Source organism: Serratia sp. GW822-FHT06E05 (assembly GCF_058799445.1).
Map to the genome: position 1 here is coordinate 91821 of NZ_JBXALM010000013.1, position 18646 is coordinate 110466.

At 57.5% G+C, this 18646-nt stretch carries 14 protein-coding genes; 7 read left to right on the forward strand and 7 right to left on the reverse strand.

The genetic code is table 11. From position 1 onward, the window contains the following. Positions 1 to 3: 3 nt before the first annotated feature. The 4 genes from hslV to priA form a co-directional block, all read right to left on the reverse strand. Positions 4 to 534 carry an ATP-dependent protease subunit HslV gene (gene hslV / locus AC1RKC_RS22990; RefSeq protein WP_012147466.1) on the reverse strand — a complete coding sequence of 177 codons (531 nt, stop codon included), beginning with the start codon at positions 532 to 534 and terminating at the stop codon, positions 4 to 6. A 102-nt stretch (positions 535 to 636) separates the two neighbouring features. Further along, entirely contained in the window at positions 637 to 1578 is a 942-nt protein-coding gene (ftsN, locus tag AC1RKC_RS22995; protein WP_020837536.1) for a cell division protein FtsN, read from the reverse strand. 65 nt (positions 1579 to 1643) lie between these two features. Then, entirely contained in the window at positions 1644 to 2672 is a 1029-nt protein-coding gene (gene cytR / locus AC1RKC_RS23000; protein ID WP_020837535.1) for a DNA-binding transcriptional regulator CytR, read from the reverse strand. Between the two features lie 288 nt (positions 2673 to 2960). Beyond that, a complete protein-coding gene (gene priA, locus AC1RKC_RS23005) occupies positions 2961 to 5156 on the reverse strand; it encodes a primosomal protein N' (protein ID WP_020837534.1) in 2196 nt (731 codons plus the stop codon). Positions 5157 to 5355: 199 nt separating this feature from the next. Between priA and rpmE the strand changes: the two genes are divergently transcribed. Then, complete coding sequence (gene rpmE / locus AC1RKC_RS23010) at positions 5356 to 5571, forward strand: 50S ribosomal protein L31 (RefSeq protein ID WP_012147462.1); 216 nt, start codon at positions 5356 to 5358, stop codon at positions 5569 to 5571. A gap of 77 nt (positions 5572 to 5648) precedes the next feature. Here the strand turns inward: rpmE and metJ are convergent, their stop codons facing one another. Continuing rightward, the gene (gene metJ, locus AC1RKC_RS23015; protein WP_012147461.1) at positions 5649 to 5966 is read right to left on the reverse strand and encodes a met regulon transcriptional regulator MetJ; all 318 of its coding nucleotides are present in this window, start codon (positions 5964 to 5966) and stop codon (positions 5649 to 5651) included. A gap of 317 nt (positions 5967 to 6283) precedes the next feature. Between metJ and metB the strand changes: the two genes are divergently transcribed. The 3 genes from metB (at position 6284) to metF (ending at position 11002) form a co-directional block, all read left to right on the forward strand. Continuing rightward, complete coding sequence (metB, locus tag AC1RKC_RS23020) at positions 6284 to 7444, forward strand: cystathionine gamma-synthase (protein WP_020837533.1); 1161 nt, start codon at positions 6284 to 6286, stop codon at positions 7442 to 7444. A gap of 2 nt (positions 7445 to 7446) precedes the next feature. Next, positions 7447 to 9882: a bifunctional aspartate kinase/homoserine dehydrogenase II gene (locus tag AC1RKC_RS23025; protein ID WP_020837532.1), complete on the forward strand. Its 2436-nt coding sequence runs from the start codon at positions 7447 to 7449 to the stop codon at positions 9880 to 9882. A 226-nt stretch (positions 9883 to 10108) separates the two neighbouring features. Further along, positions 10109 to 11002 (forward strand): methylenetetrahydrofolate reductase, encoded by an 894-nt coding sequence (metF, locus tag AC1RKC_RS23030; protein ID WP_020837531.1) that lies wholly within the window; start codon positions 10109 to 10111, stop codon positions 11000 to 11002. Positions 11003 to 11179: 177 nt separating this feature from the next. Here metF and ppc read toward each other — a convergent pair whose 3' ends face one another. Continuing rightward, positions 11180 to 13816 (reverse strand): phosphoenolpyruvate carboxylase, encoded by a 2637-nt coding sequence (gene ppc / locus AC1RKC_RS23035; protein ID WP_046374890.1) that lies wholly within the window; start codon positions 13814 to 13816, stop codon positions 11180 to 11182. Between the two features lie 387 nt (positions 13817 to 14203). Beyond that, a complete protein-coding gene (gene argE, locus AC1RKC_RS23040; protein ID WP_020837529.1) occupies positions 14204 to 15349 on the reverse strand; it encodes an acetylornithine deacetylase in 1146 nt (381 codons plus the stop codon). 216 nt (positions 15350 to 15565) lie between these two features. On the opposite strand from argE, the gene argC reads away from it, so the two are divergent. Genes argC through AC1RKC_RS23055 form a run of 3 tightly spaced genes read left to right on the forward strand, consistent with a single transcriptional unit; the run spans position 15566 to position 18619 of the window. Then, positions 15566 to 16570, forward strand: coding sequence for an N-acetyl-gamma-glutamyl-phosphate reductase (gene argC / locus AC1RKC_RS23045; protein WP_427692580.1), 1005 nt, complete (start codon positions 15566 to 15568; stop codon positions 16568 to 16570). 29 nt (positions 16571 to 16599) lie between these two features. Beyond that, positions 16600 to 17373 (forward strand): acetylglutamate kinase, encoded by a 774-nt coding sequence (argB, locus tag AC1RKC_RS23050; RefSeq protein ID WP_048762360.1) that lies wholly within the window; start codon positions 16600 to 16602, stop codon positions 17371 to 17373. A gap of 25 nt (positions 17374 to 17398) precedes the next feature. Beyond that, on the forward strand, positions 17399 to 18619 hold the full coding sequence (locus tag AC1RKC_RS23055; RefSeq protein WP_020837526.1) for an argininosuccinate synthase: 1221 nt from the start codon (positions 17399 to 17401) through the stop codon (positions 18617 to 18619). The last annotated feature ends 27 nt before the right edge of the window (positions 18620 to 18646 follow it).

Genomic DNA, 18646 nt, shown 5'->3' on the forward strand with positions numbered 1-18646 from the left:
TCCTTACGCTTTGGAAGGCAATTCTTCAATGGTGTGGAAATGGTTGGTGTAAATACAGATGTCACCGGCGATGTTGAGGGATTTATCAACAATTTCGCGGGCGCTCAGCTCGGTATTTTCCAACATCGCACGAGCGGCTGCCTGGGCGTACGGACCGCCGGAGCCAATCGCAATCAAATCGTTTTCAGGCTGGATCACGTCACCGTTACCGGTGATGATCAGCGATGAGTTTTCATCCGCGACGGCCAGCAGCGCTTCGAGCTTGCGCAGCATGCGGTCGGTACGCCAGTCTTTCGCCAATTCAACGGCTGCTTTCACCAGGTGACCCTGGTGCATTTCCAGCTTGCGCTCGAACAGCTCAAATAGCGTGAAGGCATCCGCGGTGCCACCGGCAAAACCGGCAATCACTTTATCGTTATACAGGCGACGTACTTTCTTGACGTTGCCCTTCATTACCGTATTGCCCAAGGTGGCCTGGCCATCGCCACCGATCACTACCTGGCCGTTGCGGCGTACGCTTACAATTGTTGTCACGAGCAGACCCTCGTTGAAGACGGAAAGAAGCCCTCGCAGCATCTGCTTGCGCAGACACTACGAGGCATATTGAGAGTATAGATGGGGGGGGATTGACGCTTTTCAACCCCCAACGGAGAGGGGAATGCAACTTGACATGCCTACGCCCTTCAGGCGCGACAGGGTTTTGTCCGCAGCAGCCCGGCTGCTGTATGGGCCAAGAACCACGCGATTCCAGCCTCCGCCGGCGGTGATACGGCTTTCGATGCCTTCAAACGCCAGGCGCGCACGTACGGATTCTGCCTGATCGGTGGCGCGGAACGAGCCGCACTGGACCATCCACTTCTGCTTCGATTCTGGCTTGGTTTCCGTTTCCTGCTTGGCCGTTTCCTGTTTCACTTCCGGCTTCGGCTGCGGTTTTGGCTCAGGATGCTTAACCTGCGCAGGCGGCGGTGTGACCGGCTGCGGTTTGGGTTGCGGCTTAGGCTGTTGCTGCACCGGCTGTGTCGTCGCACCGTTGTTAAATGGATTACGCGGCTGAGTCACCTGCGGCTGCTGTTGGACCTGTTGCTGCTGGATTGGCTGCTGTTGCATCTGCTGTTGCTGCTGGCGGTTGTTACGCGCAGCGGCCTGTGAAGGGTCGTTATACGGCACTTCATTGAGCTGCGTCGGGCGCTGTTGCATATCCGCCTGCATTTGATCCAGCAGTTGGCGCTGCTCGGCGGTCAGCTGAGTCTTGGAGTTGGCTTCGCCGCCGGCCGTCGGTTCGGTCGGGGTTTGTACGCCAATCTGGCGATTCTCCAGCTCTTTGATATAACGCCAACGTTCTTCCGGCTTCGGCGGTAGGCCGTTGCCCGGACGATTGGTGTGCGCAGGCAGCAGCGGCACGTCATCCGGCTTGTTGTGCGTAATGAAATAGAGGCCACCGACAAATATCACCAGAAGTGCGACGGCCAGCGCCAACACGGTTTTGGAGACCTTCGGAGAACTGCGTTTTTTACGGCTGGGGGTTTTTCGCTTAGCTCCTGCTGCGCGCCCACGGCTTACATAGTCTTTTTGTGCCACTATTATTCCGCTGTGTCCTGATGAGGGGATAAGTCCGTCATGTTACTGAACCCTAAAATGTTTGACTAGCGTTTAGGGGCAGCCGTGCTGCCTCTGATAATCAATTCACTGTCCAAAAGCCGGGAGCCGCTGGCCACGTTCTGTCCGTGCAGCTGCTCCAACAGCAACAGCATTGCCTGCTGGCCAATCTGGTAGCGCGGTTGAGCCACCGTGGTTAACGGCGGATCGCAATACTGCGCCAGTTTAATGTCGTCAAAGCCGACGATGGAGAGGTCCTGCGGTACCCGCAGCCCCATTTTTTTCGCCTGCGACAGCACGCCAATCGCCATTACGTCGCTATGGCAGAAGACTGCCGTCGGTGGTTTTGGTTGCGCCATCAGCGCCGCTAGCGCCTGCGCGCCAGCTTCGTAGGTGAAATCACCTCGGGTAATATAGCTGCTTTCGACGCTAATGCCATTACGACGTAGCGCTTGAATGTAACCTTGCAGCCGATAATGGCTCAACGGCATCTGTTCAGGCCCGGCGACACAGGCGATTTGCTTGTGTCCGAGCTGATGTAAATAATGCACGGCCTCGAAGGCGGCGGTCAGGTTATCGATGTGTACCGTCGGCAGTTCCAGCTCCGGGGCAAACTCGTTGGCCATCACCATCGGCGGCAGATTGCGTTGTTCTTCCTTGCTGGCGTCGAACGGCAGGTTGGAGCCGAGCAGCAGCATGCCATCGATTTGCTTGGTGATAATCAAATTGACGAAGGTGCGTTCCTGTTGGTTTTGCTGCGCGCAGTCGCCAATCAGCACCAGATAACCCTGTTGTGCCGCGGTCTGCTCGATCCCCTGGATCACATCGGCGAAAAAGGGATCGCAAATGTCGGGGACGATCACCAGGATGGTGCGGGATTCGTTGCGTTTGATATTACGTGAGAGGGCATGAGGAGAATAGCCTACGGCCAGCACGGCCTGTTCCACTTTCTGACGCGTCGGCGTTGACACCTTTTCCGGATTCATCAACGCACGCGACACGGTTGCCGTTGAAACGCCCGCCATTTCGGCAACGTCTTTCATGGTTGCCATGGATAATTCTTTCTTGTGTTCCAACGCCTTTCTCCTTGCGTTAGCCCCATGCCAACGCGACTACTTCAGTTTGCTCACAAATTCTGGCGTGCGGTGGAGTTGTTATGATTTAGCGCCATCCGCGCTTAAACATTCGGTCACGGTAGTGCAGCGGTGACAAAATTGCCTTCACAGACATTCTAAACAGAATATGTCCTGCCTTTGTTACCTAATTTGCATAAAAAGTGTGACCTGAGGAGGTTTTTTAGCGTTCGCTCGCAATTTCAAGGGTAAACGTTTGCCTGGCAGGAACTGAATCAGACTTTTCTGGGTTCAGCTGTCTATCGGGTCGATGTCCAGCGTCCATTTCACCTTGCGTGCCTGGGGCAAGGTACCGACTAACGGCAAGGTGCTCTTCATCAACCGTTGTAACACCTGTCGTGAAGGGTGCTGCAACAGCAACTGCCAACGAAAACGGCCGCCGCGTTTTGACTGCAGCGCGGGAACCGGCCCCATCACCCACAGTGAATCGTCCTTCAGCGGGCTGGCCTCCAGCAGATTGCGCAATTGCTGCAGGAATTGCGGAGCCTGTTGGTTATCGTGATCTTCCGAACGGACAATGATGTGGCTGGTATAGGGTGGCAGGAATACGCTGTTGCGCTCTGCCAGCGTCTGTTTGGCAAAGGCGTCGTAGCCCTGTTGCAACAGAATTTGCAGCAGCGGATGTTCCGGATGATGGGTTTGCAGCAACACTTCGCCGGCTTTACCTGCCCGGCCGGCACGACCGGAAACCTGGGTATACAACTGGGCAAAACGCTCGGCGGAACGGAAGTCGGCCGAGAACAGCGCACCGTCAACGTCCAGCAAGGCCACCAGCGTGACATCCGGGAAATGGTGCCCTTTTGCCAGCATCTGGGTACCGATCAAAATACGCGCACCGCCGCGGTGAATATCCGCCAGGTGCTGTTCCAGCGAGCCCTTGCGGCTGGTGGTGTCGCGATCGATGCGGGTGATGGGCGTTTCCGGGAACAGCGGCGCCAGTTCGTTTTCCAACTGTTCGGTGCCGACGCCCACCGACACCAGGTGCGTCGAACCGCACTGCGGACACTGGTGCGGTACCGGGCGCTGGCTGTCGCAGTGGTGGCAGCGCAGTTGACGTTGGTTTTGGTGGAAGGTGTAGTAATGATCGCAGCGCTGGCATTCGGCAATCCAGCCGCATTCGTGACACAGCAACGCCGGGGCGTAGCCACGACGGTTAAGGAACAGCATCACCTGGTTACCGGCCTTCAAATGGTGCTGCATGCTTTTCAGCAACGGCTGCGACAACCCCACCTTCAGCGGCAGGCCTTTCAGATCGATCAGGTGCTGAGCCGCCGGTTTGGCGTTGCCCGCACGCTGGGTGAGTTTCAACTGGCGATATTTGCCCAATTGCACGTTATGCAACGTTTCCAGCGCCGGCGTCGCGGAGCCCATCACCATCGGGATGTTTTCCTCGCGGGCGCGAAACACCGCCAGATCGCGTGCGTGGTAGCGCCAGCCTTCCTGCTGTTTATAAGAGCTGTCGTGCTCTTCGTCGATGATGATCACGCCCAGGCGTGCAAACGGGGTAAACAGCGCCGAGCGGGTGCCGATGACAATCGCCGCTTCGCCGCTGCGGGCGCGCAACCACACCGACAGCCGTTCGCTGTCGTTAAGACCGGAGTGCAGCACCTCTACCGGCGCATTGAAGCGTTCGCGAAAGCGGGCGATGGTTTGCGGCGTCAGGCCGATTTCCGGCACCAGCACCAGCGCCTGTTTGCCGGCAGCCAGAATGTTTTCCAGCACGCTGAGATAGACCTCGGTTTTGCCGGAGCCGGTGACCCCGGCCAGCAGCCAGGCGGCGAACTGAGTATCTTCGCTGCGGATGGCGCCCACGGCGGTTGCCTGCTCGGTGTTCAATCGTAACCGTTCGCCCAGCACTTCAAAGCCGGGCCGCCAGTCTTGCGTTGCTACCGTCTGGGCCCGTAAATCGACCAGCCCCTTGGTGCGCAAGGCCTGCAAGGCGCTCTCGGTTAACGCCAGTTCATTGACCTGGTGGCGATAAACCGGGCGTTGCAGCAATGCCGCCAGCGCCTGCTGTTGTTTGGGGGCGCGCTTCAGGCTTTCCGGCGGCGTGGCGCGGCCCTGTTCGGTCGCGAACCATTGCCACAGCGGGGCCGTTTCCGCCGCTTTCCCCTGACGCAGCAGGATGGGCAGCGCGTGGAACAGCACTTCGCCGATCGGGTAATGGTAATAGTCGCTGGCCCAGCGAAGAATACGCCACAGGCTGGAGGAAAATAAGGAGGCGTCGTCGATCACGCTGTCGATCGGTTTGAGCTTATCCAGCGGCAATTCGCTGGTTTCGCTGCAGCCGGTGACGATACCGATCGCCCGCTGCTTGCCCCAGGGAACGCCTACGCGCGCGCCGACCGCAGGCTGCAGGCCTTGCGGCAGCAGATAGTCGAAGGTGCGGGCGAGGGGTACCGGCAAAGCAACGTGAACAACAGGCATTGAGGTCATCCAGAGTAAAAAAACAGTCCATCAGTTTACACGGCGCATCGGCAAATGTACGGTTCCGATTGCGTGGTACTTTTAATTCTGTATAATTTGCCGCCTTTGGTATAATTCGATACCAAATTTTATTATCAACCACGTGTGGTGTCTGGCGAAACAGGGCTGGATAGCGACACGGCCTTAACTGAGGTTTCCCATGAAACAAGGTATCCACCCAAAATACGAAGAAGTTACTGCTAACTGCTCTTGCGGTAACGTGATCAAAATCCGCTCTACCGTGGGTCACGATCTGAACCTGGACGTTTGTGGCGAATGCCACCCGTTCTACACTGGCAAGCAGCGTGACGTTGCTACCGGTGGCCGCGTTGACCGCTTCAACAAGCGTTTCAGCGTGCCAGGCGCTAAGAAATAAGATTTCTTATCGTCAGATGAAAAAGGCGCCTTCGGCGCCTTTTTTCGTTTCTACCGTCTGCTTTCGCAGACCGGCGCTTAGTATTCCCAGGTATCGGGATCCACACCCAATTCACGCATCAACAGCTTCGCGGCTTCCGGGATTTCATCGCTGCGTTCTTTGCGCAGGTCTTCGTCGTTCGGCAGCGGCTGGCCGGTAAAGGCGTGCAGAAACGCTTCACACAGCAATTCGCTGTTGGTGGCGTGTCGCAGGTTATTGACCTGGCGACGGGTCCGTTCATCGGTGAGGATTTTCAGGACCTTCAGCGGAATGGATACCGTGATCTTTTTGACTTGCTCGCTTTTTTTACCGTGTTCAGCGTAAGGGCTGACATACTCGCCGTTCCACTCAGCCATGGGACACCTTAAATTTGTCAGAAAAATTACAAAATTCTAAAAACCGGCCAATTATGCCCGATCTTCACTGTTCTCACTAAATAAATGTCAATTATACGCGACCAGGGTCACTGAATGCGGACGATCAATAGGTGTCGCCTATGCATTCCGGGTTAACATCGTATCGTCATATCAAACCGGCATAATTTTAGCGGGTATTAGGGCATTGCTCAATCTATACGCAAAGAAGTTTAGATGTCCAGATGTATTGACGTCTATCCTCGCTGCGATTAATCTTTAGGCCTCATTCATCCGAATCCCGAGAGCCGAGCGACCCTATGACGCGTAAACCTGCCACGATTGCCGTACGTAGCGGCCTGAACGATGACGAACAGTACGGCTGCGTTGTTCCGCCGATCCACCTTTCCAGCACCTATAATTTTACCGACTTCAATCAGCCTCGCGCTCATGACTACTCGCGCCGCGGTAACCCGACGCGTGACGTGGTCCAGCGTGCGCTGGCGGAACTGGAAGGCGGTGCCGGTGCGGTGATGACCAGCAGCGGGATGTCGGCGATCCATCTGGTGACCACCGTATTGCTGCAGCCCGGCGATCTGCTGGTGGCGCCGCATGATTGCTACGGCGGCAGCTACCGGTTGTTCGATAGCCTCAGTAAGCGTGGCGCTTACCGCGTGCTGTTTGTCGATCAGGGGAATGAAGAGGCGCTGCAGCAGGCATTGGCGCAAAAGCCCAAGCTGGTGCTGATTGAAAGTCCAAGTAACCCGCTGCTGCGCGTGGTGGATATTGCGGCGATATGCGATGCAGCGCACGCAGTGGGGGCCTTGACGGTGGTGGACAACACCTTCCTCAGCCCGGCGCTGCAGCAGCCCATCGGGCTGGGTGCCGATCTGGTGGTGCATTCCTGCACCAAATATCTTAACGGCCATTCCGACGTGGTCGCCGGTGCGGTGATCGCCAAAGATAAAGATCTGGCGGTGGAGCTGGCGTGGTGGGCCAATAATATCGGCGTGACCGGCGGCGCGTTCGACAGCTATTTGTTGCTGCGCGGCATGCGTACCCTGTCGCCGCGTATCAAGGCGGCGCAACAAAACGCCGAAGCTATTGTCAGTTATTTACAGCAGCAACCCTTGGTGAAAAAGCTGTATCATCCTTCTCTGCCACAGAACCCTGGGCACGAGATTGCACGTCGTCAGCAACGCGGTTTTGGCGCGATGCTCAGCTTTGAACTGGACGGTGATGAAGCGCTATTGCGCCGTTTTCTGTCTGCCCTTGAGCTGTTTACTCTGGCAGAATCGTTGGGCGGCGTAGAAAGCCTGATCTCGCATGCAGCGACCATGACCCATGCAGGTATGGCGGCAGAAGCCCGTGCGGCGGCCGGTATTTCCGAGAGCCTGCTGCGTATCTCCGTGGGTATTGAAGACAGTGAAGATTTGATTGCCGATCTGGAACGTGCCTTCCAGGCGGCGGCAACGAGGTAAGCATGAATGCAATTGCGGTAGCAGGGCCGGTGAGCGGGCGTCAACTGCACAAGTTTGGCGGCAGCAGCCTGGCGGACGTGAAGTGTTATCTGCGGGTGGCCGGGATCATGGCCGAATACAGCCAGCCAGGCGACATGATGGTGGTGTCGGCTGCCGGCAGCACCACCAACCAACTGATTAGCTGGCTGAAGCTTAGTCAGAGCGATCGCCTTTCTGCGCATCAGGTTCAGCAGACGCTGCGTCGTTATCACAGCGATTTGATTAGCGGTCTGTTACCGCCGGAAACCGCTGAACCCTTGATCGCCGAGTTTATTCAGGATCTGGAGCGTCTGGCCGTGTTGCTGGACGAAAAGCTCGACGACGTCATCTATGCCGAGGTGGTTGGCCACGGCGAGATCTGGTCGGCGCGCCTGATGGCGGCGGTACTGAACAAGCTGGATATGCAGGCGGCCTGGTTGGACGCGCGCGATTTCCTGCGGGCGGAACGTGCTGCCCAGCCGCAGGTTGATGAAGGCCGTTCTTATCCTCTGCTGCAACAATTGCTGGCACAGCATCCGGGCAAACGCCTGGTGGTGACCGGTTTTATTTCACGTAATGACGCCGGTGAAACCGTGCTGTTAGGGCGTAACGGCAGTGACTATTCCGCCACGCAGGTCGGTGCGTTGGCCGGTGCGGAGCGCGTGACCATCTGGAGCGACGTGGCTGGGGTCTACAGCGCCGATCCCCGCAAGGTGAAAGACGCCTGCCTGCTGCCGCTGCTGCGCCTGGACGAAGCCAGTGAACTGGCGCGTTTGGCGGCTCCGGTGCTGCACACCCGTACTTTGCAGCCGGTATCCGGCAGCGATATCGATCTTCAACTGCGTTGCAGTTATCAGCCGGAACAGGGTTCAACGCGTATCGAACGCGTGCTGGCCTCGGGCACCGGTGCGAAGATCGTCACCAGCCATGACGACGTGTGTTTGATTGAGCTGCAGGTTGCCAGTCAGCATGATTTTAAACTGGCACAGCAAGAGTTGGATTTGGTGCTTAAGCGCGCGCAGATCAAACCGCTGGCGGTAGGGGTTCATCCGGACCGCAGTCTGGTTCAGCTGTGCTACACCTCCGAAGTGGTGAACAGCGTCCTGCACACGCTGCAAAACGCGGGGCTGCCGGGTGAGCTGCAACTGCGCGAAGGCTTGGCGCTGGTAGCGCTGGTAGGTGCCGGCGTTTGTAAAAACCCGCTGCACAGCCATCGCTTCTATCAGCAACTGAAAGACCAGCCGGTAGAGTTTATCTGGCAGGCTGAAGACGGCATCAGCATGGTGGCGGTGCTGCGTCAGGGGCCAACCGCGCTGCTGATTCAGGGCCTGCATCAGACCCTGTTCCGCGCTGAAAAACGTATTGGTCTGGTGCTGTTCGGCAAAGGCAATATCGGCGCACGCTGGCTGGAGTTGTTTGCCCGCGAGCAGAAAAACATCTCCGCCCGCAGCGGCTTCGAATTCAGCCTGGCGGGCGTGGTGGACAGTCGCCGCAGCCTGCTCAATTACGACGGGCTGGACGCCAGCCGCGTATTGGCCTTCTTCGAGGACGAAGCGCAGGAACTGGACGAGGAGTCGTTGTTCTTGTGGATGCGCGCGCACCCGTTTGACGATCTGGTGGTGCTGGACGTGACCGCCAGTGAAAATCTGGCCGAGCAGTATCTGGACTTCGCCAGCTACGGTTTCCATGTGATCAGCGCCAACAAACTGGCGGGAGCGTCGTGCAGCGCCAACTATCGCCAAATTCGTGATGCCTTTGCCAAGACCGGCCGTCACTGGCTGTATAACGCTACCGTCGGTGCCGGTCTGCCGGTCAACCATACGGTACGCGATCTGCGCGACAGTGGTGACAGCATTCTGGCCATTAGCGGCATCTTCTCCGGTACGCTGTCCTGGCTGTTCCTGCAGTTCGACGGCACGGTGCCGTTCACCGACCTGGTGGATCAGGCCTGGCAACAGGGGCTGACAGAACCGGATCCCCGCGTCGATCTCTCCGGTCAGGATGTGATGCGTAAGCTGGTGATCCTGGCACGCGAAGCGGGCTACGACATTGAGCCGAATCAGGTGCGGGTGGAGTCGCTGGTGCCTGCGGGCGCAGAGCTTGGCTCCGTGGATCAGTTCTTTGAAAATGGTGATGCGTTGAACCAACAGATGCTGCAGCGCTTTGAGGCCGCCAGTGAAATGGGGCTGGTGCTGCGCCATGTAGCGCGTTTCGATGCCAACGGCAAGGCGCGGGTCGGTGTTGAAGCGGTCCGCCCTGAGCACCCGCTGGCGTCGCTGCTACCTTGCGATAACGTATTCGCTATCGAAAGCCGCTGGTATCGTGACAATCCGCTGGTGATCCGTGGACCCGGGGCCGGGCGCGACGTCACTGCCGGCGCGATCCAGTCAGACCTTAACCGTTTGGCGCAGCTGCTTTAATTTTCTTGTGGGCGCGCATCCGTCGCGCCCCTCGTTTTTCCTGCCATAATTCTCTGTGTTGCGAACATGAAATTCCTTCTCTTAACGGGTGAGGATTAATCATCGTATTCCCCTCACTTTCCTGTTGACTCTTTAGCCAACATGCGGCATTTTCTATCTAGACGTCTAAACGTATAGACGCTTATCAAAACAAGCAGAACAGCGATCGATAAGAGGCGGGCAGGGTATGAGTTTTTTCCACGCAAACCAGCGGGAAGCGCTGAATCAGAGTCTGGCGGAGTTAAACGGCCAGATTAACGTATCATTTGAATTCTTCCCGCCGCGCACCAGCGAGATGGAAGACACCCTGTGGCAATCCATTGACCGCCTGAGCAGCCTGAAGCCAAAATTTGTTTCCGTGACCTATGGCGCTAACTCCGGCGAGCGCGATCGCACCCACAGCATCATCAAAGGGATTAAGGATCGCACCGGTCTGGATGCGGCCCCACACCTGACCTGCATCGACGCCAGCCCGGCTCAGCTGCGTGAGATTGCGACCGATTACTGGAACAGCGGCATCCGGCATATAGTGGCACTGCGTGGCGACTTGCCACCGGGCAGCGGCAAGCCGGACATGTACGCGACCGATTTGGTGGCCTTGCTGAAGGAGGTCGGCGATTTCGATATCTCGGTTGCCGCTTACCCTGAAGTGCATCCGGAAGCGAAAAGCCCGCAGGCGGACCTGATTAACCTGAAACGTAAAATCGATGCCGGCGCCAACCGGGCGATTACCCAGTTCTTTTTCGATGTGGAAAGCTACCTGCGCTTCCGCGATCGTTGCGTCGCTACCGGCATTGATGTGGAAATCGTCCCGGGCATTCTGCCGGTATCCAACTTCAAGCAGCTGCAGCGTTTTGCCACCATGACCAACGTACGCGTACCGAGCTGGATGACCAGCATGTTTGAAGGGCTGGATGACGACGCGGAAACCCGCAAAATGGTCGGCGCCAATATCGCAATGGATATGGTGAAGATCCTCAGCCGCGAAGGGGTAAAGGATTTCCACTTCTATACGCTCAACCGTGCAGAGATGAGCTACGCCATTTGCCATACGCTGGGTGTGCGTCCGGTCGCGGCCTGATTCACTCTATTCATCATCATCGGGAAGGGCGCTGGGTCAATGCAGCGCCCTTTTTGTTGGGCGCAATTTCTTCCAATACCGCTACCGCTGCTGGGCAACCCGTCGAGATGCAGCATCCGTCAGCGAGGGATAAAAAAAAGGCCCCTGCAAGCAGGAGCCGTGCTTTTGGCGCTTAACCTAGCCGGTATTGCGCATCCCGGCGGCAACGCCGGCAATGGTGACCATCAGCGCCTGCTCAACGCGGGCGTCCGGGTGCTCCTGCTGGCGCGAACGGTGCAGCAGCTCAGCCTGCAGGACGTTCAACGGGTCGGTGTACACGTTACGCAGCGCAATGGATTCGGCGATCCACGGCAGGTCTTCCATCAGGTGCGCGTCATTGGCGATGGTCAGCACCACCTTGATGTCGCTTTCCAACTGATCGCGCAGCTGCTGGCCCAGTGGCCACAGCGATTTGTCCACCAGGCGTTGGTCGTAATATTCCGCCAGCCACAGGTCGGCCTTGGCGAACACCATTTCCAGCATCGCAATACGGGTGGAGAAGAACGGCCAGTCGCGGCACATGGCTTCCAGCTGATCCTGCTTGCCGGCTTTTACCGCTTCCTGCAAACCGGCACCGGCGCCCAGCCAGGCCGGTAACATCAGACGGTTCTGCGTCCAGGCGAAGATCCACGGAATGGCGCGCAGGCTCTCTACGCCGCCGTTTGGCTTGCGCTTGGCAGGGCGGGAGCCCAGCGGCAGTTTGCCCAGCTCCAGTTCCGGCGTGGCGGCGCGGAAATAAGGCACAAAATCCGGGTTTTCGCGCACGTAGCCACGGTACATTTTGCATGAGGTGTCTGACAGCTCATCCATCAGCGTACGCCACTCTTTTTTCGGCTCTGGCGGCGGCAGCAGGTTGGCTTCCAGGATGGCACCGGCATACAGCGCCAGGCTGCTGATGGTGACTTCCGGCAGACCGAATTTGAAGCGGATCATCTCGCCTTGCTCGGTCACGCGCAGGCCGCCTTTCAGGCTGCCCGGCGGTTGCGACAGCAGTGCCGCATGCGCAGGTGCGCCGCCGCGGCCAATCGAACCGCCACGGCCGTGGAACAGAGTCAGCGCTACGCCGGCCTTTTCGCAGGTTTTGATCAGTGCGTCTTGAGCGCGGTATTGCGCCCAGGAGGCGGCCATCACCCCGGCGTCTTTCGCCGAGTCGGAATAGCCGATCATCACCATCTGTTTGCCCTGGATAAAGCCGCGATACCAGTCAATATTCAGCAACTGGGTCATCACGTCGTCGGCGTTATTCAGGTCGTCGAGAGTTTCGAACAGCGGCGCGACCGGCAGCGGGAACGGACAACCGGCTTCTTTCAGCAGCAGGTGAACCGCCAGCACGTCCGAAGGCGTGCGCGCCATGGAGATCACGTAGGCGGCAATCGAGCCTTCTGGCGCCTCGGCGATCACCCGGCAGGTTTCCAGCACTTCCTGGGTGTCGGCGCTCGGTTCCCACTTCAACGGCACCAGCGGGCGTTTGGAATTCAGTTCACGGATCAGGAACGCCTGCTTGTCGGCTTCTGACCAGCTTTCGTAGTCGCCAAGGCCCAGGTAGCGGGTCAGTTCGGCGATGGCTTCGGTGTGGCGGGTGCTTTCCTGGCGAACGTCGATGCGTACCAGCGGCACACCAAAGCAGCGCACGCGACGCAGGGTATCCAGTAATTGGCCGTTGGCGATGATGCTCATGCCGCAGGCCTGCAGCGACTGGTAACAGGCGAACAGCGGTTCCCACAGCTGTTCGTTATTCACCAGCAGATCGTGCGGCTTCAGTACGCGCTCGCCTTTCAGGCGGCCTTCCAGATAAGCCTGAGAGCTCATCAACTGGCTGCGTAGCTGCTTCATGATTTCGCGGTACGGCTCTTGAACCTCGTCACCACCGGCCCGGGCGCGCAGTTCCGGAGTACATTCGGTCATCGACAGTTCGGACACCAGCACCTGAATATCGCGGGTGAACAGATCGCAGGCTTTCCAGCGGCTCAGCAGCAGCACGTGGCGGGTGATCTCGGCCGTGACGTTCGGGTTGCCGTCGCGGTCACCGCCCATCCAGGACGTGAAACGCACCGGCACCGCTTCCGCCGGCAGGCTGTAATCGATGGAGTTTTCCAACTGTTCGTTGAATTCGCGCAGGAAGGCAGGCACTCCTTCCCACAGGCTGTTTTCCACCACCGCAAAGCCCCACTTGGCTTCGTCAACCGGGGACGGACGGTGTTTGCGGATCTCGTCGGTATGCCACGATTGAGCCACCAACTGACGCAGGCGGCGCATGATCTTGTTGCGCTCGTAGTCGGCCAGATCGTTATGGTCGAGCTGGCTGAGGCAGGTGTTCACCTCTACCAGTTTGTGGATCAGGGTGCGGCGGGTGATTTCCGTCGGGTGCGCAGTCAGCACCAGCTCGATAGAAAGTTGAGACACCGCATTCTGCAGCTCTTTGGTGCTGAGCTTTTTGTCTTTCAGTCGGGTGAACAGTTGAGCCAGCGCTTCCGGGTTGCTGGCGGCTTCACCGTTGGGTGAAATGCTGTGGTACTGCTCGGCGGTATTGGTCAGATTGAGAAACTGACTGAAGGCGCGTGCGACCGGCAGCAACTCGTCGTTGGACAGGTTTTGCAAGGTGGAAAGCAGCTCCTGGCGGTGCGCTTCATTGCCTGCACGTGAAGATTTGGAAAGCTTACGGATAGTTTCAACGCGATCGAGAATATGCTCGCCCAGCGCTTCTTTGATGGTATCGCCGAGCAATTTGCCGAGCATACTGACATTACTTCGCATTGCCGAATATTGTTCGTTCATATAACCCCTGACCCAGTTCTGTATTTACCCTTCATCTTTCAAGCCACAGCGGTGTTGGCTTCGCGCTCTCACCCCGTTCACTTGGTTGATCCAAGCTCCCGGGGATTCAAGCGTTCGCCGCCTAGCTGCAACTTGAAATCTATTGGGTAGATGATTTTTATCTTGTAAGTAAATTTCACGTGTCAGGCGAAGAGCGCCTGTTTCATCTCGCCACGTTCCTGTCCAATCGTCAATTGACACTATTTTTAGCAAAAAAACATCAAAATCGGCGCATTTTCTGAAATTTAATTACGGCACGCCGGTTATCAGTCTGGCTTATTTCATTGGTTTAATACGTATTTTGAGGTAGGGGGAATGATAAATCATAACCCCTACTTTGTATCAGGTTTATTGACGGCAGAAATGATTGACCAGTTGGCCCAGCAGTTTGCGCGTGGGTTCGATAAAGCCGGTATCGATGTATTCATCCGGCTGATGCGCCTGGTCGATAGAGCCGGGGCCCAGCACCAGGGTCGGACAGACCTGCTGGACGAACGGCGCCTCGGTGCAATAGTTGACCACCTGTGTACGGGTGCCCAGCAGTTTCTCAATCACCGCCACCATCTGATGATCGGTCGGACACTCGTAGCCCGGTACCGAGGCATGCAGTTCTTCAATGCTCAGGCGGCCCGGCCAGCGTTGGCTGATGGGTTCCAGCGTTTGGTGCATCAGTTCGTTGATATTGTCGAGCGTCATGCCCGGCAGCGGACGGATATCCAGATGCAGTTCACAGCAGGCGCAGATGCGGTTAGCGGCATCGCCGCCGCTGATATGGCCGAAGTTCATGGTGGGATAAGGCACGGCGAATGCCGGGTTGTTGTAGCGCTCCTGCAGCGTTTTACGCAGCTCCATCAAACGGCCGATGGTGTCATGCATCAGATCGATGGCGTTCACGCCGCGCGCCGGGTCGCTCGAATGGCCGGATTGGCCGACAATGCGAATGGCGTTGGCCATATGGCCTTTGTGCGCACGCACCGGCTGCAATGAGGTCGGTTCGCCGATAATCGCGAAGTCAGGGCGGATGCTGGTCGAGGCGGCGAAGTAACGTGCGCCGGCCATCGTCGTTTCTTCATCTGCGGTGGCCAAAATGTACAGCGGCTTGGTCAGCTGGCTGGCATCGATGTCACGCACCGCATCCAAAATAAAGGCAAAGAAGCCCTTCATGTCGGCGGTACCCAGTCCATACAGCTTATTGTCGTGCTCGGTCAGGGTGAAAGGATCGCGTGTCCAACGGCCTTCATCATAAGGCACGGTATCGGTGTGGCCCGCCAGCAGCAGGCCGCCACTGCCTTCGCCAATGCTTGCCAGCAGGTTGAATTTGTTGCGGCTGTCCGGCACCGGCTGCACGTCGACGCGGAAACCCAAATCGGCAAACCAGCCGGCCAGCAAGTTGATTAACGCTTCATTACTCTGATCGAGGGCACCATCGGTGGCGCTGATCGACGGAGTGGCGATCAACGCCCGGTACAGCTCAATAAATGGAGGTAATTTCATCTTCACTGTTGACAGCCTTTGGTTAGGTTGGTATCAATATTCATGCAGTTATTGTGAATAAAAATACAGTAAGCTGGAGCGTAAGGGAACCCGATTCCCGGATGATTATAAAAACATCAACGCTCGACCTCGTGGGTGAACGGCAAAACAACGCTGGTGAGCCTGGAAACCTGAGTCGAATACGACCAAACGCAAGTCAAGAAGGTGAAAGGCCCCATGTTGAATACGCTGATTGTCGGTGCCAGCGGTTATGCCGGAGCGGAGCTCACGGCGTACCTTAATCGTCACCCACACATGAACATAACCGCTTTAGCGGTTTCAGCGCAAAGTGCAGATGCAGGAAAAATGCTTTCCGATTTGCACCCTCAGTTAAAAGGCATCGTCGATCTGCCGTTGCAACCACTGGTTGACGTTGCGAAAGCGGCTGAAGGTATCGACGTGGTGTTTTTGGCCACGGCGCATGAGGTCAGCCACGATATCGCGCCGGCGTTCCTGGCCGCCGGTTGCGTGGTGTTCGATCTTTCCGGTGCATTCCGCGTAAAAGATACCGCTTTCTACAGCCAGTACTACGGTTTTGAACATCAGCATGCCGAGCTGCTGGAGCAGGCGGTATATGGCCTGGCGGAGTGGCAGAGCGACGAAATCAAACGGGCGCAGCTGATAGCCGTGCCAGGCTGTTACCCAACGGCAGCGCAGCTGGCACTGAAACCGCTGATCGACCAAGGTTTGCTGAACCTCGACCAGTGGCCGGTCATCAACGCCACCAGCGGCGTTAGCGGCGCGGGCCGCAAGGCCAGCGTCACCACCAGCTTCTGTGAGGTGAGCCTGCAGCCGTATGGGATTTTCAACCACCGTCATCATCCGGAAATCGTCGCGCATCTAGGGGCTCCGGTCATTTTTACGCCACATTTGGGTAATTTCCCGCGTGGTATTCTCGAAACCATCACCTGTCGCCTTAAAGCCGGCGTGACCGCGCAGGACGTGGCCGCCGTTTATCACGCTGCCTATGACGACAAACCGCTGGTGCGGCTGTACGACAAAGGCGTGCCGGCGCTGAAGTCAGTGGTTGGGTTGCCGTTTTGCGATATCGGCTTTGCCGTGCAGGGCGAACACCTGATTGCCGTGGCGGTGGAAGACAACCTGTTGAAAGGCGCAGCCGCTCAGGCGGTGCAATGCCTGAATATCCGTTTTGGGTTCCCGGAAACCCAGTCATTACTTTAATAAATCACCAGCGTGGGATGTAAACAGCGATGAACCCGTTAATTATCAAGTTAGGTGGCGTGTTATTAGACAGTGAAGAAGCGCTGGAGCGTTTGTTTACCGCGCTGGACAGCTACCGCCAGCAGCATCAGCGCCCACTGGTTATCGTCCACGGCGGCGGTTGCGTGGTGGATGAACTGATGAAGCAGCTTTCCCTGCCGGTGGTGAAGAAAAATGGGCTGCGGGTCACCCCGGCCGATCAGATCGACATTATCACCGGCGCACTGGCCGGTACGGCCAACAAAACCTTGCTGGCATGGGCGATCAAACACCAGATTAATGCCGTAGGCCTGAGCCTGGCGGACGGCGGCAGCGTCACCGTCACCCCGCTCGATCCGGCGCTTGGCCACGTAGGCAACGCGCAGCCGGGGTCGCCGGCGTTGCTCAATACCCTGCTGGATGCCGGCTACCTGCCGGTGATCAGCTCTATCGGTATTACCGCCGATGGGAAGTTAATGAATGTCAACGCCGATCAGGCGGCGACCGCGTTGGCCGCCACGCTGGGTGCGGATCTGATCCTGCTGTCGGATGTCAGTGGCATCCTCGACGGAAAAGGGCAGCGCATCGCAGAAATGACGGCGCAAAAAGCGGAACAACTGATTGCCCAGGGCATCATCACTGATGGTATGGTGGTGAAGGTGAATGCGGCGCTCGATGCGGCCCGCACCCTCGGTCGCCCGGTAGATATCGCCAGTTGGCGCCATGCCGATCAGCTTCCTGCACTGTTTAACGGCGTGTCGATTGGCACCCGGATCCTCGCTTAAATTTAGAATTAAAAAGGAAAAGACCATGCAAAACCAAGGCATCAAAAAAATCGTTCTGGCGTACTCTGGCGGCCTGGATACTTCGGCCATCATTCCCTGGCTGAAAGAAAACTACGGCGGCTGCGAAGTGGTGGCGTTCGTGGCAGATATCGGCCAGGAGCGCAGCGATCTGGAAGGCGTGGAGCAAAAAGCCCTGCAATCCGGTGCCTCTGAGTGTCACGTTGTTGATCTGCGTGAAGAATTCATCAGTGATTATGTTTACCCCGTGCTGCAAACCGGTGCCCTGTATGAAGGCAGCTACCTGCTGGGGACCTCAATGGCCCGTCCGATCATCGCCAAGGCGCAGGTTGAGCTGGCGTTGAAGGTCGGTGCTGACGCACTGTGCCACGGCGCAACCGGTAAAGGTAACGACCAGGTGCGTTTCGAAACCACCTATACCGCACTGGCGCCGCACCTGAAAGTGGTAGCCCCTTGGCGCGAGTGGAACCTGCGTTCCCGTGAAGCGCTGCTGGACTACCTGAAAGAGCGCAACATCCCGACCACGGCGTCGCTGGAAAAAATCTACAGCCGTGACGAAAACGCCTGGCATATCTCTACCGAAGGCGGCGTGCTGGAAAGCCCGTGGAATGCACCGAATAAAGACTGCTGGGTCTGGACCGTCGATCCGCAGGAAGCTCCGGATCAGCCAGAGCAGGTGACTGTCACCGTCGAGAAAGGTCGGGTAGTGGCGGTAAACGGCGAAGCGTTGAGCCCGTACAAATGCCTGGAAACCCTGAACGTGCTGGGCGCCAAACATGGTGTGGGCCGTATCGATATCGTGGAAAACCGTTTGGTGGGTATCAAATCCCGCGGTTGCTACGAAACCCCGGGCGGCACCATCATGGTGGCGGCACTGCGTGGCGTTGAGCAGCTGGTTCTGGATCGCGATAGCTTCAAATGGCGTGAGCAGCTGGGCCTGGAAATGGCTTACGTAGTGTACGATGGCCGTTGGTTCGCGCCGCTGCGTCGTTCACTGCAAGCATCTGCTGAGGCACTGGCCGAAGAAGTGAACGGCGAAGTGGTGCTGCAGCTGTACAAAGGCCAGGTAACGGCAATTCAGAAGAAATCTGCCAATAGCCTGTACTCTGAAGAGTTCGCCACCTTTGGCGAAGACGAAGTTTACGATCACAGCCATGCCGGTGGCTTTATCCGCCTGTTCTCGCTCTCTTCACGCATCCGTGCGCTGAACGAGAAAAAGAACAAGTAACTTTATTGATTATTCGGCGTGACTTGA

Excerpts from the sequence above, each read along its gene's own strand:
- priA (WP_020837534.1), bottom strand. The coding sequence starts at position 5,156 with ATGCCTGTTGTTCACGTTGCTTTGCCGGTACCCCTCGCCCGCACCTTC.
- rpmE (WP_012147462.1), top strand. The coding sequence starts at position 5,356 with ATGAAACAAGGTATCCACCCAAAATACGAAGAAGTTACTGCTAACTGC.
- metJ (WP_012147461.1), bottom strand. The coding sequence starts at position 5,966 with ATGGCTGAGTGGAACGGCGAGTATGTCAGCCCTTACGCTGAACACGGT.
- metB (WP_020837533.1), top strand. The coding sequence starts at position 6,284 with ATGACGCGTAAACCTGCCACGATTGCCGTACGTAGCGGCCTGAACGAT.
- AC1RKC_RS23025 (WP_020837532.1), top strand. The coding sequence starts at position 7,447 with ATGAATGCAATTGCGGTAGCAGGGCCGGTGAGCGGGCGTCAACTGCAC.
- metF (WP_020837531.1), top strand. The coding sequence starts at position 10,109 with ATGAGTTTTTTCCACGCAAACCAGCGGGAAGCGCTGAATCAGAGTCTG.
- ppc (WP_046374890.1), bottom strand. The coding sequence starts at position 13,816 with ATGAACGAACAATATTCGGCAATGCGAAGTAATGTCAGTATGCTCGGC.
- argE (WP_020837529.1), bottom strand. The coding sequence starts at position 15,349 with ATGAAATTACCTCCATTTATTGAGCTGTACCGGGCGTTGATCGCCACT.
- argC (WP_427692580.1), top strand. The coding sequence starts at position 15,566 with ATGTTGAATACGCTGATTGTCGGTGCCAGCGGTTATGCCGGAGCGGAG.
- argB (WP_048762360.1), top strand. The coding sequence starts at position 16,600 with ATGAACCCGTTAATTATCAAGTTAGGTGGCGTGTTATTAGACAGTGAA.
- AC1RKC_RS23055 (WP_020837526.1), top strand. The coding sequence starts at position 17,399 with ATGCAAAACCAAGGCATCAAAAAAATCGTTCTGGCGTACTCTGGCGGC.